Annotated in this window: 15 protein-coding genes; 8 read left to right on the forward strand and 7 right to left on the reverse strand. The window is 44.9% G+C overall.

From position 1 onward, the window contains the following. Both ACP45E_RS02035 and zntB read left to right on the forward strand, forming a co-directional pair. Positions 1–775: response regulator (locus ACP45E_RS02035; protein ID WP_069584647.1), on the forward strand; the 775-nt coding region annotated here is incomplete at its 5' end. Between the two features lie 195 nt (positions 776–970). Then, positions 971–1,933, forward strand: a complete 963-nt coding sequence (gene zntB, locus ACP45E_RS02040; RefSeq protein WP_017037232.1) for a zinc transporter ZntB — start codon at positions 971–973, stop codon at positions 1,931–1,933. Positions 1,934–1,940: 7 nt separating this feature from the next. Here the strand turns inward: zntB and ACP45E_RS02045 are convergent, their stop codons facing one another. Continuing rightward, positions 1,941–2,789, reverse strand: a complete 849-nt coding sequence (locus ACP45E_RS02045; protein WP_017035985.1) for a LysR family transcriptional regulator — start codon at positions 2,787–2,789, stop codon at positions 1,941–1,943. Positions 2,790–2,925: 136 nt separating this feature from the next. On the opposite strand from ACP45E_RS02045, the gene rimK reads away from it, so the two are divergent. The 4 genes from rimK to ACP45E_RS02065 all read left to right on the forward strand — a co-directional run bounded on the left by rimK (position 2,926) and on the right by ACP45E_RS02065 (position 6,289). Next, positions 2,926–3,831: a 30S ribosomal protein S6--L-glutamate ligase gene (gene rimK / locus ACP45E_RS02050; protein WP_017035986.1), complete on the forward strand. Its 906-nt coding sequence runs from the start codon at positions 2,926–2,928 to the stop codon at positions 3,829–3,831. 121 nt (positions 3,832–3,952) lie between these two features. After that, complete coding sequence (locus ACP45E_RS02055) at positions 3,953–4,975, forward strand: succinylglutamate desuccinylase/aspartoacylase family protein (RefSeq protein WP_017037218.1); 1,023 nt, start codon at positions 3,953–3,955, stop codon at positions 4,973–4,975. Positions 4,976–4,979: 4 nt separating this feature from the next. Next, positions 4,980–5,411 (forward strand): ATP-dependent zinc protease family protein, encoded by a 432-nt coding sequence (locus ACP45E_RS02060; RefSeq protein WP_017037217.1) that lies wholly within the window; start codon positions 4,980–4,982, stop codon positions 5,409–5,411. A 23-nt stretch (positions 5,412–5,434) separates the two neighbouring features. After that, a complete protein-coding gene (locus tag ACP45E_RS02065; RefSeq protein ID WP_017035989.1) occupies positions 5,435–6,289 on the forward strand; it encodes a mechanosensitive ion channel family protein in 855 nt (284 codons plus the stop codon). An 80-nt stretch (positions 6,290–6,369) separates the two neighbouring features. On the opposite strand, the gene gorA is transcribed toward ACP45E_RS02065, so the two are convergent. Continuing rightward, entirely contained in the window at positions 6,370–7,740 is a 1,371-nt protein-coding gene (gene gorA / locus ACP45E_RS02070; RefSeq protein ID WP_017037216.1) for a glutathione-disulfide reductase, read from the reverse strand. A gap of 61 nt (positions 7,741–7,801) precedes the next feature. After that, positions 7,802–8,641: a 23S rRNA (adenine(2030)-N(6))-methyltransferase RlmJ gene (locus tag ACP45E_RS02075; protein WP_017037215.1), complete on the reverse strand. Its 840-nt coding sequence runs from the start codon at positions 8,639–8,641 to the stop codon at positions 7,802–7,804. Positions 8,642–8,827: 186 nt separating this feature from the next. Between ACP45E_RS02075 and prlC the strand changes: the two genes are divergently transcribed. Then, positions 8,828–10,870: an oligopeptidase A gene (gene prlC, locus ACP45E_RS02080; RefSeq protein ID WP_017035992.1), complete on the forward strand. Its 2,043-nt coding sequence runs from the start codon at positions 8,828–8,830 to the stop codon at positions 10,868–10,870. Positions 10,871–11,045: 175 nt separating this feature from the next. On the opposite strand, the gene ACP45E_RS02085 is transcribed toward prlC, so the two are convergent. From ACP45E_RS02085 to ACP45E_RS02100, 4 genes are all read right to left on the reverse strand, one after another. Beyond that, positions 11,046–11,510, reverse strand: coding sequence for a DoxX family protein (locus tag ACP45E_RS02085; RefSeq protein WP_017037213.1), 465 nt, complete (start codon positions 11,508–11,510; stop codon positions 11,046–11,048). Beyond that, on the reverse strand, positions 11,503–12,285 hold the full coding sequence (locus tag ACP45E_RS02090; protein ID WP_017037212.1) for a DNA-binding domain-containing protein: 783 nt from the start codon (positions 12,283–12,285) through the stop codon (positions 11,503–11,505). The genes ACP45E_RS02085 and ACP45E_RS02090 overlap by 8 nt, the downstream gene beginning before the upstream one ends. Next, complete coding sequence (locus ACP45E_RS02095) at positions 12,282–13,130, reverse strand: DUF692 domain-containing protein (RefSeq protein ID WP_017037211.1); 849 nt, start codon at positions 13,128–13,130, stop codon at positions 12,282–12,284. The genes ACP45E_RS02090 and ACP45E_RS02095 overlap by 4 nt, the downstream gene beginning before the upstream one ends. A 115-nt stretch (positions 13,131–13,245) precedes the next feature. Beyond that, positions 13,246–13,506 carry a BufA1 family periplasmic bufferin-type metallophore gene (locus ACP45E_RS02100; RefSeq protein WP_017035996.1) on the reverse strand — a complete coding sequence of 87 codons (261 nt, stop codon included), beginning with the start codon at positions 13,504–13,506 and terminating at the stop codon, positions 13,246–13,248. 250 nt (positions 13,507–13,756) lie between these two features. Here ACP45E_RS02100 and uvrD point away from each other — a divergent pair, with 250 nt between their 5' ends. Beyond that, a complete protein-coding gene (gene uvrD, locus ACP45E_RS02105) occupies positions 13,757–15,931 on the forward strand; it encodes a DNA helicase II (protein ID WP_026026509.1) in 2,175 nt (724 codons plus the stop codon). The last annotated feature ends 106 nt before the right edge of the window (positions 15,932–16,037 follow it).

The following is a 16,037-nucleotide window of genomic DNA, read 5'->3' on the forward strand; positions in this document are numbered from 1 at the left end:
ACCGCTCTTCCGATCTTGGAAGCCCGATATCCTTTTGACCGATTGGTACATGCCAGGGATGACGGGGCTAGAGTTGATTGAAATAGTCACCGAACGCAATCCAGATATCAAGACCGCGATGATAACCATGGTCGATGATGAGCAGTTGATTGTTAAAGCACAGAATGCAGGCGCGTTATTTGTACAGTCGAAACCGTTTGAAGATGAGGATTTACATCAGCACCTTCGCCCGCTGACCACCACGATAGGCGACAAAGGCATGTTGGGTGAGCCGACAGAATATCAAGGCGACCTTGCTCTTCCTCAAGTGTCTCAGCTTGAAAAGCACATGCAGCGTATCGTTTCTGATGATATGACGCTGTATATGATCCACCCTCAAGAGTTTGATGAAACTAAACTGCCATGCTTGATGGCTATGTATGTGGATAGCGAAACTCAAAAACCCAAAACCATTGCATTACTTGATCTGCAAGCCATCTGCTTGTTTGCCCAAGGGAATAAAAAATTGACAGAAAAAGACTTTCAGCATGCCCTTGATAGTCGGGTTGTCAGTAAAGAGATATTAGACTCATGTCATAAAACCCTAACGGATACAGCCTTAGCCTTTTTAGATAATCGGACCAAAAAAAGCTTACGTCTAAAGAGTGTTAGCTTGCTGCCCCATACCTTTGAAAAGTTGGAAAAGCTGTTTGCAAAGGGCCCCGAAGAGCGAGTCGACTTTTCGTGTGAAATAGGAGACTCTGAGCAAGGAAAAGTAACATTAGTCGGGTATTAGTCGCGTTAAGTTGTTAATGTGAAATTGCTGATGATAAATAAGAAAAGGGTCATGGATTCGTCTTTAAACCTTTCATTTATTTTCACGTCTTAACTCAATTAGCAGTGAGCAGTTAGCAGTTAGCAGTTAGCAGTTAGCAGTGAGCGTTTTTCGGTATCGAGCTCTCTTTTCTATACACTATTGTAAAGGTAGATAATGCAAATTCCTGATGTCGTATATGGTTTCTATTTTGATCACAATGGAGACTCCCAAAAGATTGCACCTGACTCAATAGTCAATATTGATAGACCACACTGGCTTCATTTTGATTACACCTCGGAAGCGACCATCGAATGGCTCAGAGAGCACAGCCAGCTAAACTCGATTGTGATTGATGCGCTTCTCAACGAGGAAACGCGGCCAAGGACAACGGTGCTGGGTGATGGGTTATTGATATCACTAAGGGGGGTAAATCTAGCGGCAGGCAGTAACCCCGAAGATATGGTCTCTATTCGTTTGTGGGTAACAAAAAACAAAGTAATCAGCACCCGTCGCCGTAAATTGCTTTCAACGCTAGATATTGCCAATGAATTTGAGCAAGGAAGTGGGCCTGGTTCACCACCAAAGTTCGTCATTGATTTAACCGAGAAGCTCATTTCGAGAATGAGTGAAACCATCAACGAGATAGAAGAAAAAGTGGCGGATATTGAAGAGAATATCATCACTGCGACCAATTATAGTTTGCGTAATGATCTCTCTGTTTTGCGTCGGCAAATTATTTCTTTAAGGCGGTATCTCGCGCCACAAAAAGAAGCGATGCTGCAATTGCTCAGTGAAAAAATCACTCTGTTTTCAATGGAAGAAAAAATTCAACTGCGGGAAACGCTCGATCACTTGGTTCGCTATATTGAAGATTTAGATTCGATAAAAGACCGAGCCGCGGTGAGTCAAGAAGAGCTGAGTAATCGCCTTGCTGAGCAGATGAACAATCGTATGTATGTGTTATCAATTGTTGCTGCGATCTTCTTACCCTTGGGCTTTCTGACTGGGCTGTTAGGGATCAATGTTGGTGGTATCCCCGGTGCAGAAAATAGTGCTTCTTTTGCTATCTTCACATTGCTGTTGATGGGTGTCGTCGCCATTCAAGTTTGGATTTTCAAAAAGAAAAATTGGTTCTAAGCAAAAGCTAGATCTCGACACCTGGAAATAAATGCAGCGCCTGCTCTATCAGTTCGACTTTATGGCTTTTTGCGAGATAAATGGCATAAATTTCACGAGAATAGATAGGCGCATCTTCAACAATAAACAATCGATCGTTTGAAACATATTCAAACGCCATTTGTTTAGGCAAGTAGGCACTTCCTCCGGCATCCAAAATAAAGTTTAACGCCACCCTAGGTTGATTGATGTGGTGTTTTGCAGCCCCAACATCTTTAAAGGCCCGAGTATGCTGGCTATTTACCGATTCACCATAATCGACCACGATGTAATCATCGAGCAGTAAATCTTGGTATTGGGTATTTTGGTGTGTGGTGACTAAGTACAAAGGGACCGTTGCTACCTTTTCAGTTTTCATATCGTCAATAAACGGAGGTTCGAATAGAAACGCCACATCCATCAAGCGATTCAACACATTTTTTCGAAGCTCGGTGGGGGAATAGGTACTTGTGTACAAGCTCACGTCATCAATGTTGCGATGGATTTTCTTTAGCCACCCTTGAAGTACGATATCCCAAATGGACATCACTGAGCCGATCACCAATTGGTGAGCATCATTTTCGGCTATGCCCACATCTTGCTTGGTTTTGTTCCACATGAAAATCATGTCGTTGGCGTGCTTAATCATGCGATGACCTTCCGCGGTCATTTTTAAGTTTTTGTGGCTGCGGTCAAAGAGCAAGACCCCTAACTCTTCCTCAAGTAATTTGATTCTTGCACTCACCGCTGACTGGGTTAGATATAAGTTTTCGGATGCGACTCTAAAATGCAGCGTACGGGCTACTTCCAAAAAGGTCGTCAATAGTTCGATTTTCATACATAAACCCCTTGTCTAATCGATTTTTTTTATTAAACCGACAATAATTTATCGTTTTATTGTTTTCGATACCCACTATACACTTCCCGAAAATCAAATCACTAGCCAATATACGCAGACTAAAAAGGCACATTCCATGAAAATAGCCATTCTTTCAAGAAACCCAAATCTCTACTCAACTCGCCGACTAAAAGAAGCGGGCGAAGCCATGGGACATGAAGTTGATATTATCGACACCTTGCACTGCTATATGGATATTACGAGCAGCCGCCCAACTGTTCGATACCACGGTGAAGAACTGCCAATGTACGATGCGATTATTCCTCGTATTGGTGCTTCTGTGACTTTTTACGGAACCGCGGTTGCGCGACAGTTTGAAATGATGGGCACATTTAACGTTAACGAATCGGTGGCAATCAGCCGCTCTCGTGACAAGTTGCGTTCATTGCAATTGTTATCTCGTAAAGGCATTGGTTTGCCAAGAACGGGTTTCGCTAGCAAGCCAGACAATATTAAAGACTTAATCAAAAACGTTGGTGGTGCACCCGTGGTGATCAAGTTGCTGGAAGGAACACAAGGTATTGGGGTGGTTTTGGCCGATACCGCAAAAGCGGCAGAAGCCATCATTGAAGCGTTCATGGGGCTGAAAGCGAATATCTTAGTACAAGAGTTCGTCAAAGAGGCGGGTGGTGCTGATATTCGTTGCCTAGTTGTCGGTGGCCGAGTGGTTGCGGCTATGAAACGTCAGGGCGCAGAAGGTGAATTCCGTTCTAATTTACACCGAGGTGGTTCGGCTGAAGTCGTGAAACTCACCAAAGCAGAACGCGAAACCGCTGTTAATGCAGCCAAAGTGATGGGGTTGAATTTCTGTGGTGTCGACTTACTTCGTTCTCAAAGTGGCCCAATGGTTATGGAAGTGAACTCTTCACCAGGGCTTGAAGGCATCGAAACCGCCACAGGAAAAGACGTGGCAGGCATGGTCTTTAGCTTTATTGAGAAAAGCGCGAAACCGCACCACAATAAAACACGCGGCAAAGGTTAAACACTCACAGGAAAAAATGAAGAGCTGGTCATTAAATCACTGGCTCTTTCACTACTGACTCTTTAACCCTATGCGTTCATTAAGTTTCTATCGTCATGGTTACACGGATATTGAGAACATTATGCACACACTAAGAATTGGTGAATTTGAAATACTGCCCGGTGAACAGCGTAAAATTGAACTACCTGTTGCGAAACTCTATACCGATGCCAATGTGTCATTACCGGTTTATATTATTCGCGCCAAGAAACCAGGGCCAACGATTTTCATTAGCGCTGCGGTTCATGGTGATGAGCTCAATGGGATCGAAATTATTCGACGTCTTATTAGCCAAAGAAAGCTAAAGTTGACGCGTGGCACCGTGATTGCTGTACCTATGGTCAATGTTTATGGTGTGGTGAACCAAAGCCGGTATATGCCTGATAGACGCGATCTTAACCGATGCTTTCCTGGTTCGGCTAAAGGCTCTTTGGCTGGCAGAGTAGCGCATATTTTCCTTAATGAGATCGTTAAGCATTGTGACTATGGTATCGATTTGCATACGGGGGCGATAAACCGTTCGAACCTACCGCAAATTAGAGCCAATCTTTCAGATCCAGAAACCAAAGAGCTCGCGCTAGAGTTTGGTGTACCGGTCGTATTGAACTCGAATATTATCGACGGATCTTTGCGTGAATCTGCCGTGAAGAATCAAACCAAAGTTCTGCTTTATGAAGCAGGAGAAGCGCTGCGATTTGATGAGTTTTCGATTCGAGCTGGTATGAAAGGAATCGTGAATGTCCTCAAGCATTTAGGGATGTTGAGACGCTCAGCAAGGTCTAAAAAGTTGAAAAAAGAACCGTTTATTGCCAATGGCAGTCAATGGCTCAGAGCCAATGCCAGTGGTATTGTGAATCATAAGGTTGATCTTGGTGAGCAAGTAGTAAAAGGCGATGTTTTGGCCGACATTGGCAGCCCTTATGGCGATATTATCGACAAAGTGATTGCCAGCCGTTCCGGCATTATTATTGGTCAGCAAAATATCCCCTTAGTACAAGAAGGCGAAGCGATGTTCCATATCGCGTATTTTTCAGAAGATGACGAAGATATCGCCGAACATATTGAAAATGTTATTGATGATTTAATCCCGACGAAAGAAGGCTAATGCTATGCCAAAAACAAAAAAAATCGTTATCGGTCGATTGGAGTCGATTGCACTTCCCGATTTGTCGATAGAAAACATGCACGTTCGTGTTGATACTGGTGCAAAAACCTCGTCATTGCATGTTGATAATATTGTGAAGATAAAAGAGAACGGTAAACCGCACGTAAGCTTTGATATTCACCCTGACGTTCATAATGTAGATACAGTCGTGAGTTGTGTTGCCGCGATTAATGACATTAGAAATGTAAAATCGTCAAATGGTGAAGTTGAAGAGCGTTATGTCATAAAGACATCCATGGTGTTAGGTGAGCAAACTTGGCCTATTGAGATTACCTTAACGGATCGTTCTGATATGAGTTATTTAATGCTCTTTGGGCGTGAAGCAATGGGCGATCGTTGCTTGGTCGATCCCTCTAAAGTGTTTATCGGTTCGTAACCTTAGCAATGAAGGAGTAGTGGGTGTTTGAAGAAATAAAAAGTGTATTGGCGCACAATGTCATCACAGTCTCGGGCGAGCCCGTTTCTCTGGGTGATATTTTGCTGATTCCGGCGGTATTGATCATCGGTTTTGTCGTGACTAAATACGCAGTCCGTGCCATTACCAGACGATTGACCAGTAAAAAAACAGACCCCAATGTCATACATTTATTGCAACGTGTTTTGTATGTTATTGCAATTGGCATACTCATCATTACCACGTTGGACTTTATTAATGTGCCAATCACAGCCTTTGCTTTTCTTTCCGGAGCAATAGCGATTGGCTTTGGTTTTGGCGCCCAAAACATAATTAACAACTTCATTAGCGGTTGGATACTCATGTGGGAACGGCCGATACGTATTGGTGATTTTCTTGAAGTTGAAAATGCCAAGGGAGTTGTGGAGCAGATAAATACGCGTTCTACACGTATTCGTCGTGTGGATGGTGTTCATTTACTGATCCCAAATAGCAAACTACTCGAGAATACCGTGGTGAACTGGACGCTAGTAGATAGGCTAGTCAGAACTTCGGTACGTATTGGGGTTGCCTATGGTTCACCAGCGAAAAAGGTCGCGGATTTAATTTTACAAGCCACAACCGAGCAGAAAGAGGTATTGACCGAGCCCGCTCCTTTTGTCTCTTTTGAAGACTTTGGTGATAATGCACTTATCTTTGAAGTTATTTATTGGATAGATTCACAGGTTGAAGGTGGCTTGCGTCGCAGCCGAAGTCAGATCCGATTTAGATTGGATGAGTTGTTAGAGCAAGAGGGTATTGTCATCGCATTCCCTCAGCGAGATGTGCACATCGACGGCTCGATAAAGTTAATCCAGTAAATGATTCAAGGTTGAATGATAAAAAAGGGCTTAAGTGAAAACTTAAGCCCTTTTGCATTGCATCGTTGAGTATTGTTCGATCAACGCATCGTTACAAATTCTTCGCTACCAGTAGGGTGAATCGCCACGACTGCATCAAAGTCGGCTTTGGTTGCGCCCATTTTCATTGCAACGGCGAAACCTTGGATCATTTCGTCTACTGTAAAGCCGATACCGTGCAGGCCCACGACTTTTTCATCTTCTCCTGCGCAGACAAGCTTCATCTTACAAGGTTGACGGTGCTTGGTTACCGCGGTGTACATCGCCGTAAAACCAGAGGTGTAGACTTTAACGTTCTCTTTGCCGTATTGCTCTTCCGCTTCTTGAGTCGTTAGGCCAATGGTGCCAATAGGTGGGTGGCTAAAGACAACGGTTGGAACAAGATCGTAATCCATTTTGGCGTTGGTTTGGCCATTGAACAGTCTTTCAGACAGCGTACGACCCGCTTTAACCGCGATAGGAGTCAGCTCGATACCGCCTTCCATGATGTCGCCAACACAGTAGATACCTTTCACATTGGTTTCTTGGTACTCATCAACTTTGATGTAACCGCGATCGTTGGTTGCAACGCCTGTCGCCTCAAGATTGATAGCATCCGTTGCTGGATGGCGGCCAATAGCCCAAATCACCTCATCGACATTTTGGCTGTTGCCGTTCTCTAGGTGAAGGGTCAGGCTACCATCGGCTTCTTTAGTCACTTCTTTTGGAACCGAGTTGGTATGAAGCGTTGGGCCTTCGGTGTTCATCACTTCAACCAGTGTCTCAATGATCATTGGGTCAAAGCTGCGAATAGGGGTTTCTTTACGACAGAATAAGTGCGTTTCTGTCCCTAGCGCGTGAAGTACACCTGCAATTTCAACGGCGATGTAACCAGCACCAATCACTGCCACACGTTTAGGCTGCTCTTTCAAATCGAAAAAGCCGTTTGAATCGATACCGTATTCAGCACCTGGGATGTTTGGAATGGTCGGACGGCCACCCACAGCAATAAGAATATGATCCGCCGTGTAGTGTTCACCGTTCACTTCAATCGTTTTGGCATCGACACCTTGTTCAGAAACAAAACGCGCAAAACCTTTGATCACATGAACTTTGTTGTTACCTAAAACGCGATCGTAAGATTCGTGGATACGGCCAATGTACGCTTGGCGGCTCTCGATCATTTTGTTCCACTTGAACTCTTTCAGTTCAACATCAAAACCGTAATCTTCTGCATACAAGTTAATGGCTTCAGCAACTTGAGCGCCATGCCACATGACCTTTTTAGGAACACAACCAACGTTCACACAGGTTCCGCCAAGATCTTGAGCTTCAATCAGTGCAACTTTAGCGCCGTGCATAGCCGCGCGATTCGCAGAGGCAATACCGCCAGAGCCGCCGCCGATACAGATATAATCAAAATGAGTTGCCATTATTCTTCCTTTCTCTAATTTATTATAAGTCTTTATGTTCGAATGAATGATTTCATACCATTTACTCTGGCACAATCCAATCGACTTTAACGTGTCCTGTTGCTGGTGCAATCGCCTCTTTTAAGAAAGGTAGAATTTCTTTCATTTGGCTTTCCAGCTTCCATGGAGGGTTGATGACAATCATACCCGATGCGGTCATTCCACGCTCATTGGTATCCGGTGAAACGCCGAGCTCAATTTGCAGTATGTTACGAATGCCTAGGCCTTCCAAGCCCTCAATCATATCTTCAATATCACAGCGATTCACTACAGGGTACCAGATCGCGTAAATCCCTGTCGCCCAACGCTTGTGACTTTGAGCAATGGCCGTGACCACATCTCGATATTCTTTAGCAAGTTCATAAGGGGGATCAATCAAGACTAAACCACGGCGTTCTTTAGGTGGAAGGCTGCCTTTTAGGCGTTGAAACCCATCTTCTTTATAAATTCTCACCTGGCGATCACGATGAAACTCTTGCTCCAACAGGGGATAGTCGCTTGGATGCAGTTCGGTCAGTACCATTCGGTCTTGAGGGCGTAGGTGAGCACGGGCAACACAAGGCGAACCTGGGTAATAACGCAGCGTGTCACTGTCATTCAATTGTTTGATGGCGTCTAGGTAGCTTTGGATATCCTCAGGGATATTCTCTTGCGCCCAAAGACGCGCAATACCTTGTTTGTACTCGCTGGTTTTCTCTGACCATTCGTGAGTCAGGTCATAACGGCCTACCCCAGAATGCGTGTCGTGATAGACAAATGGCTTCTCTTTTTGTTGTAAGGCGTTCAGTATTAAGCTCTGAACGATGTGCTTAACAACATCGGCATGGTTGCCGGCATGAAAACTGTGGCGATAACTTAGCAAATTAGACTCTCAAACACTCATCGATAAAGTGCGCATAATTGAAATATACTGTTAAGAGGATTATACGCCACTATTGAAATTTCCATAACCTACCTATATTTAGTATTTACTATAAATAACAAATTTCGAGATCAGCACACTTGCTTTGTCTCTTACTAATTAGCTTCACCGTCAAAAGGATTGCTTATGTCGAACCCGCTATTAACTTTCACTGATTTACCGCCCTTTTCTCAGATCAAGCCTGAGCATGTAAAGCCAGCCGTTGAACAATTAATTGCTGATTGCCGTGAAAAAATTGAACAAGTCTTACAAGACAATAGCAACCCTAGTTGGCAAAACCTGATTGCACCAATTGAAGAAGCCGACGATAAGCTGGGTCGTGCATGGTCGCCAGTGAGCCATTTAAACTCGGTAATGAATAGCGAAGAGCTTCGCGAAGCGTATGAAAGTTGCTTACCGATTTTATCGGAATACGGCACATGGGTCGGTCAGCACAAAGGGCTGTTTGAAGCGTACCAGCGTATTCAGGCGAGCGATGAGTTTGACACCCTGACGCACGCGCAGAAAAAGTGCATCACCAATTCATTGCGAGACTTTGAGCTTTCCGGTATTGGTTTGCCAGCGGATGAGCAGCACCGCTACGGTGAAATTAGTAAGCGCATGTCAGAGCTGGGCTCCCAGTTTTCGAATAATGTTCTCGACGCAACAATGGGCTGGAGCAAGTTGATTGCCGATGAGAGCGAGCTTGCGGGCATGCCAGAGTCTGCTATTGCAGCAGCGAAAGCCACAGCAGAAGCGAAAGAACTTGAAGGGTACTTGCTGACGCTAGATATACCGTCATACCTTCCGGTTATGACGTATTGTGATAACCAGGCGCTGCGTGAAGAGCTTTACCAAGCTTACGTGACTCGCGCGTCTGACCGTGGCCCGAATGCGGGTCAATGGGATAACACTGATCTGATTGCCGAGCAGCTGAAATTGCGCCATGAAATCGCTCGTATGCTCGGATTTAATACCTTCAGCGAAAAATCATTGGCCACCAAAATGGCAGAAACGCCAGAACAGGTGCTTGGTTTTTTGAACGACCTAGCGGTTAAAGCCAAACCACAAGCGATGCGAGAAGTGGAAGAGTTGCGCCAGTTTGCGGCAAAAGAGTTCGGCGTAACCGAGCTGAACTTGTGGGATATCGCTTACTATAGCGAAAAGCAGAAGCAGCATTTGTTCGAAATTTCAGATGAAGATCTTCGCCCATATTTCCCTGAGTCGAAAGCAGTCAGTGGTTTATTTGAAGTGCTTAACCGTGTGTTTGGCATGACAGTAAAAGAGCGCCAAGATGTCGATACATGGCACGAATCGGTTCGTTTCTTTGATATCTTTGACGCTAACGAACAGCTTCGTGGCAGCTTTTATCTTGACCTTTATGCGCGTGAGCACAAGCGCGGCGGTGCATGGATGGATGATTGTCGAGGACGTCGCATGACCGAAAGTGGCGAACTGCAAAGCCCGGTTGCCTATTTAACGTGTAACTTTAATAAACCCGTCGGTGATAAGCCTGCATTGTTTACCCACGATGAAGTTGTTACCTTGTTCCATGAGTTTGGCCACGGTATTCATCATATGCTCACTCAGGTGGATGCGGGCGACGTGTCTGGTATTAATGGTGTGCCTTGGGATGCGGTTGAGTTGCCAAGTCAGTTCTTAGAAAACTGGTGTTGGGAAGAAGAGGCGTTAGCGTTTATTTCTGGTCACTACCAAACCGGTGAAGCGCTGCCAAAAGCGATGTTGGATAAAATGATGGCAGCCAAGAACTTCCAATCGGCCATGTTTATCATGCGTCAGCTTGAGTTCGGCTTATTTGACTTCACACTGCACACGGAATTTGATCCTGAGGTTGGCCCACGTGTTTTAGAAACCTTGGCCGAAGTGAAATCAAAGGTAAGTGTATTACCAAGCCTTGAGTGGAATCGTTTCTCTCATAGCTTTAGTCATATCTTTGCAGGTGGTTATAGCGCAGGTTACTACAGCTATTTATGGGCGGAAGTGTTGTCATCAGATGCATTCTCTCGTTTTGAAGAAGAAGGTATCTTTAACAAAGAAACAGGGAAAAGCTTCCTGAATAATATTTTAGAAATGGGTGGCAGTGACGAACCTATGACGCTGTTTAAACAGTTCAGAGGACGTGAGCCTCAGATCGATGCCATGCTAAGACATGCGGGTATTGAAGTATAATGCCGATATTTTAACATTTAGGCAGATTGCTCACTAAATAAAGAGCGCTCACTAAATAAAGAGCGCAATCTGAAATGAGACAATAGACCAAAAAAGCCACTCTTTGCATAACAGAAAGAGTGGCTTTTTAGTGTTAATAACAGTGAACGTCTTGGCGTGGTATCTGAGGCCGTCATTAAGTCGATGAATCGGCGAATTTTTGTTTCAACCATTTGTCGATAGAAAGTGGGCCTGCTCCCCAAACCACCACAATAAGTATCATCAGCCCCCATAGCTGGTGATCATAGAAACCACGTTCCCAGAGTAAGGGGTAAGAGACAACGGCGACGATATTAAACACAAATAATACTGCGGCCATCGGTCTTGTAAACAAACCTAGTGCGAAGAATATTGGAAGAATGAGTTCAGCTGCCGTCCCCGTGTAGGCAGCCAATTCCCATGGCAAGAGTGGTACCACATATTCGTATTCAAACAGATACAAGGTACTTTCCCACGATGCTATTTTCACCAAACCCGAATTGAAAAAGGTCCAAGCAACCCAGAGTCGGCAAAACAGCAGCAATAATGGAACAAAGACGCTTTGTAGCTTAGCGATAAGCGTATTGTACGGGTCAATAATGTTGGTTATTTGATTACTCATGGTGCTTCTCCTTAGGGCTGGCAATAGTAAAGCCCACCACTAAATTTAGGCGTATCAGTTGTTCAAGGTGAGTCAATAAGGACGTGTCAATTTCCGCTAGCGTTGCTTTTTTTTGTAAGTTCATCAGCAATTGATAAGGTTCATGATTGAGTTTGGCGCTCCAAGCAGCTCCATCAGGATGACAGGCGATCACCCCAACTTCTGGTGTGTGAATATCTAGGTCTTCGAACCGTTCTGTTTGTATGGCGACACTCAATGAGAACACGGCACAGCTCGAAGCAAAATGTGACACACCAGGGGCAAGGTGAAACTGGAGTTGGCTGTGCTCATCACTCGACAGTTGAGCAAGGTTTGCTAAAGGCTGTAGCGAACGAGAGTCTTGGTGCTGCGAAAAGCATTGCTGCGCAGTATCTAAGCTCCATTCAAAACGAGCGACCTCAGTCAGGTAGGGCGCGGCTTCGATGACGTTTGGAAACTGTTCAATGGTTTGGGAAAACCCTTCACCATAAAACGTCACATCGCCTAAAGTTAACGGTTGAGTGAGTACGTGTTGCCGTGCCATTTGCGTAAAGCATTCTTCTCCCACTAATTTCAGAATATTGGGATAGGTGGCTTCTAATATTTCGCTAAGGCCAATAATGAAATTATTTCGATAGATTTGCATGCGTTCATCAGCGCTGAAGTGATCGCCTACAACCAGGCATTCATCGCCGTTTGCTTGATAATGCAACGCTTTAGCAAACTGTTGTTGTACGTGAGCCAGTGAGGTGTTCATGAAGCCTCCTTGCAAGAAATCGCAGACAACAGGATCTGGTTCGCTTTTTCTGCTTCTTGGAGCAGTCTTTCTGGCGATGGTAAATCGAGGTCCCATTCAATCAGTGTATGACGACTGCCGTGTTTCGTGATCCACTGCTGATAAAGCGCCCAAACTTCGTCGCTGACGGGTTGGCTGTGTGTGTCGATCCAAATCTCGCCTTTGTCTAACTGTTTAACCGTAAAGCCAGCCAGGTGGATTTCGTCGACCATATCCGCGTTAATGGCGTTTAGGTAGGTTTGGCTGTTAAAACCATGATTAAAGGCCGAGACATGAACATTGTTTAAATCGAGCAGCAATCGGCAATCGGTACGTTTTTGCACCTCGGTGAGAAAGTCCCACTCGGTTAGGGTAGAGTGATTAAATTTGAGATAGCTTGATGGGTTTTCGATAAGAATTGGCCGCTTGAGTGCATCTTGGACCTCTTGCACGTTTCGACAAAACACCGCCAAGGCTTCTTCGGTATAAGGCAGTGGCAATAAGTCGTTAAAATAGTGCCCCCCGTTTTCGCTCCAGCTTAAATGCTCAGAAACCATGATGGGATTGATTTCATTAACCAGTTGTTTGAGTAGTGCTAAGTGCTGAGTATTTACTCGTTCGACACTACCTAGCGACAGACCGATTCCATGACAACTGATCTGATAATCGTTCATTAAGCGACGTAAGCTTTGACGAGGGGCTGAATGTGGTTGGAAGTAGTTTTCGCTATGGATTTCAAGCCAATTTAATTCGGGCTCTTGAGCTTGAAAGTAGGTGATGTGCGGGCTTCTTAATCCCACTCCGATGTGATCGTGATAGGTTGTCAAAACGAATCCCTTCCTACTTTTTAATATGCTGGATATAGCGGTTAAATGCTGACGTTGATTATTGCTAGGTCTACCTGTTGAGCAAATAGACCTAGCAACACTAGACTATTGAGCTTTATGCTGACTCAGTACTGCCGCCTGTCAGTTTTCCACACAAGCCTTTCGGCACAACGACGAAGGCATCTTTTTGATTGTCGGCTTTAGCCGTACCCGCACATGAGCTGGTTTTGGTCGCACAATCATTTTTACCCATTTTAGAAACGCCGTAGCATTTCTCTTTTTCAGCAGCCATCGCAGGTGCAGCCGTAAGCATTGTGCCACCTAAAGCAATAAGACCAGTCACAGCAGCAGTAACAGCAAGATTTGATTTTTTCATTATTATTTCCTCAGACTTTATCGTTAGTTTGGGTCGCAAGCTGTGTTAGCTTGCTTAAGTGAGAAGATAGATATTCGACACAGAAACTTTCAATTTATTTACCATTTGTTAACGTTTTTTATTTATTTCGTATTTATCTCTTTGATTTAAAGGCTAAAAAACAAACAATTAAATTGTTGGTTTTTGTCTCATCTGACGCTGTTGTTTAGGTTATAATCTCTTTTTATGTATAAATAACCAGTGGCGTAGCGTGATGGACCCTTCCTTACTACTTGATGGCCTTAATGATAAACAACGTGAAGCGGTTGCCGCTCCGCTAGAAAACCTTCTTATTCTTGCGGGGGCGGGCAGTGGTAAAACACGAGTGCTTGTTCACCGTATAGCCTGGCTGATGTCGGTAGAGCAAGCGTCTCCGTTTTCGATTATGTCGGTAACCTTTACCAATAAAGCGGCAGCAGAAATGCGTGGGCGTATCGACGAGTTGATGATGGGCAGTTCATCTGGAATGTGGAATGGCACCTTCCACGGGATCTGTCACCGAATTCTACGTGCTCACTATTTGGATGCAAAGCTGCCAGAAGACTTCCAGATTATAGATTCAGATGATCAGCTGCGATTGCTTCGCCGTTTAATTAAGGCGCAAAATCTCGATGAAAAGCAATGGCCTGCGAAACAAGCATCCTGGTGGATAAACGGTAAAAAAGATGAAGGATTACGCCCTCATCATGTTGACGCTTACCATGATCCCATTGCTAAAACCTACCTGAAAATATACGCAGCCTATCAAGAAGCGTGTGATCGCGCTGGGCTGGTGGATTTTGCTGAAATCTTACTGCGTGCTCATGAATTATTGCGCGACAATAAATTCATCCGAGAGCATTACCAGGCTCGCTTTAAACACATTCTGGTCGACGAATTCCAAGACACCAACAACATTCAATACGCATGGCTTCGCATGATGGCAGGGCCTGATAGCCACGTAATGATTGTGGGCGATGATGACCAGTCAATCTATGGTTGGCGTGGTGCAAAAATAGAGAACCTTGAAAAATTCACCCATGAGTTCCCCAGTGTTAACACGGTTCGCCTGGAGCAAAATTATCGCTCCACCAAAACCATTCTTGAAGCATCGAATGCATTGATCGCTAACAATACCGAGCGAATGGGCAAAGAACTCTGGACCGATGGCGTCGAGGGCGAACCCATCTCGGTGTATTCCGCTTACAACGAGCTTGATGAAGCCCGCTTTACCGTGAGCAAAATAAAAGAGTGGCAAGAAAAAGGCGGCGCGTTGAATGATGCCGCGATGTTGTATCGAAACAATGCCCAGTCACGTGTACTGGAAGAAGCACTTTTACAAGCGGGTTTGCCCTACCGAATTTATGGCGGCATGCGATTCTTCGAGCGTCAAGAAATCAGAGACGCTTTAAGTTACTTACGTTTGATCTCGAATCGCAATAATGATGCGGCGTTCGAGCGAGTTGTGAATACGCCAACCCGTGGCATTGGCGATAAAACCTTAGAAACCATTCGATTCGCGGCGCGTGATCGTGGTGCAACCATGTGGGAAACCTGTGTTGCCTTGCTTGATGAGAAAGTCTTAGCGGGGCGTGCTGCCAGTGCTTTGAGTCGTTTTGTTGAACTGATTGTGGCACTTGAAGATGACACGGTCGACATGCCTTTGCATGAGCAAACCGACCACGTGATTAAGTCATCTGGTTTGTTTGCGATGTATGAACAAGAGAAAGGTGAAAAATCGAAAGCTCGAATTGAAAACCTGGAAGAGCTGGTGACCGCAACCCGTCAGTTTGAAAAGCCGGAAGAAGCGGAAGAAATGACCCTGCTAACGGCATTTTTGACGCACGCTGCATTGGAGTCTGGAGAAGGGCAAGCTGATGAGTTTGATGATGCGGTTCAGCTAATGACACTCCATAGTGCGAAAGGTCTCGAATTTCCGATGGTCTTTATGGTGGGTGTAGAAGAAGGCATGTTCCCAAGCCAGATGTCGGCTGAAGAAGCAGGACGCCTAGAAGAAGAGCGCCGTCTATGCTACGTAGGGATGACTCGTGCTATGGAAAAACTGTACATCACTTATGCCGAAATGCGCCGTCTGTATGGGCAAGATAAATACCATAAACCCTCTCGCTTCATTAAAGAGCTGCCTGAAACGTGTCTCGATGAAGTTCGGATGAAAGCGCAAGTAAGCAGACCAACCAGTGCTGGGCGCTTTAGCCAAACGGCAGTGAAAGAGAGCTTTAATGAGACTGGATTTAGTTTAGGCTCTAGGGTTAAGCATCCTAAATTTGGTGAAGGGACCATCATTAATTTTGAAGGCAGTGGGCCTCAGGGCCGGGTTCAAGTTGCCTTTAACGGTGAAGGTATCAAATGGTTGGTGACGGCTTACGCCAAACTAGAGCAAATGTAATAGAAGAGTCTGTCTCGTTATGATTGAGAAGGTGTGCATATAGCGCACCTTTTTTACGATTGAGATAACTCCAATCGTAGTCAATAACGGTTCACCCTAGCTGGTT

Origin of the sequence: Vibrio genomosp. F10 str. 9ZD137, assembly GCF_049974785.1 — a bacterium.
Lineage (GTDB): Bacteria > Pseudomonadota > Gammaproteobacteria > Enterobacterales > Vibrionaceae > Vibrio.

Excerpts from the sequence above, each read along its gene's own strand:
- zntB (WP_017037232.1), top strand. The coding sequence starts at position 971 with ATGCAAATTCCTGATGTCGTATATGGTTTCTATTTTGATCACAATGGA.
- ACP45E_RS02090 (WP_017037212.1), bottom strand. The coding sequence starts at position 12,285 with ATGAACACCTCACTGGCTCACGTACAACAACAGTTTGCTAAAGCGTTG.
- ACP45E_RS02085 (WP_017037213.1), bottom strand. The coding sequence starts at position 11,510 with ATGAGTAATCAAATAACCAACATTATTGACCCGTACAATACGCTTATC.
- ACP45E_RS02100 (WP_017035996.1), bottom strand. The coding sequence starts at position 13,506 with ATGAAAAAATCAAATCTTGCTGTTACTGCTGCTGTGACTGGTCTTATT.
- gorA (WP_017037216.1), bottom strand. The coding sequence starts at position 7,740 with ATGGCAACTCATTTTGATTATATCTGTATCGGCGGCGGCTCTGGCGGT.
- rimK (WP_017035986.1), top strand. The coding sequence starts at position 2,926 with ATGAAAATAGCCATTCTTTCAAGAAACCCAAATCTCTACTCAACTCGC.
- ACP45E_RS02055 (WP_017037218.1), top strand. The coding sequence starts at position 3,953 with ATGCACACACTAAGAATTGGTGAATTTGAAATACTGCCCGGTGAACAG.
- ACP45E_RS02060 (WP_017037217.1), top strand. The coding sequence starts at position 4,980 with ATGCCAAAAACAAAAAAAATCGTTATCGGTCGATTGGAGTCGATTGCA.
- prlC (WP_017035992.1), top strand. The coding sequence starts at position 8,828 with ATGTCGAACCCGCTATTAACTTTCACTGATTTACCGCCCTTTTCTCAG.
- ACP45E_RS02045 (WP_017035985.1), bottom strand. The coding sequence starts at position 2,789 with ATGAAAATCGAACTATTGACGACCTTTTTGGAAGTAGCCCGTACGCTG.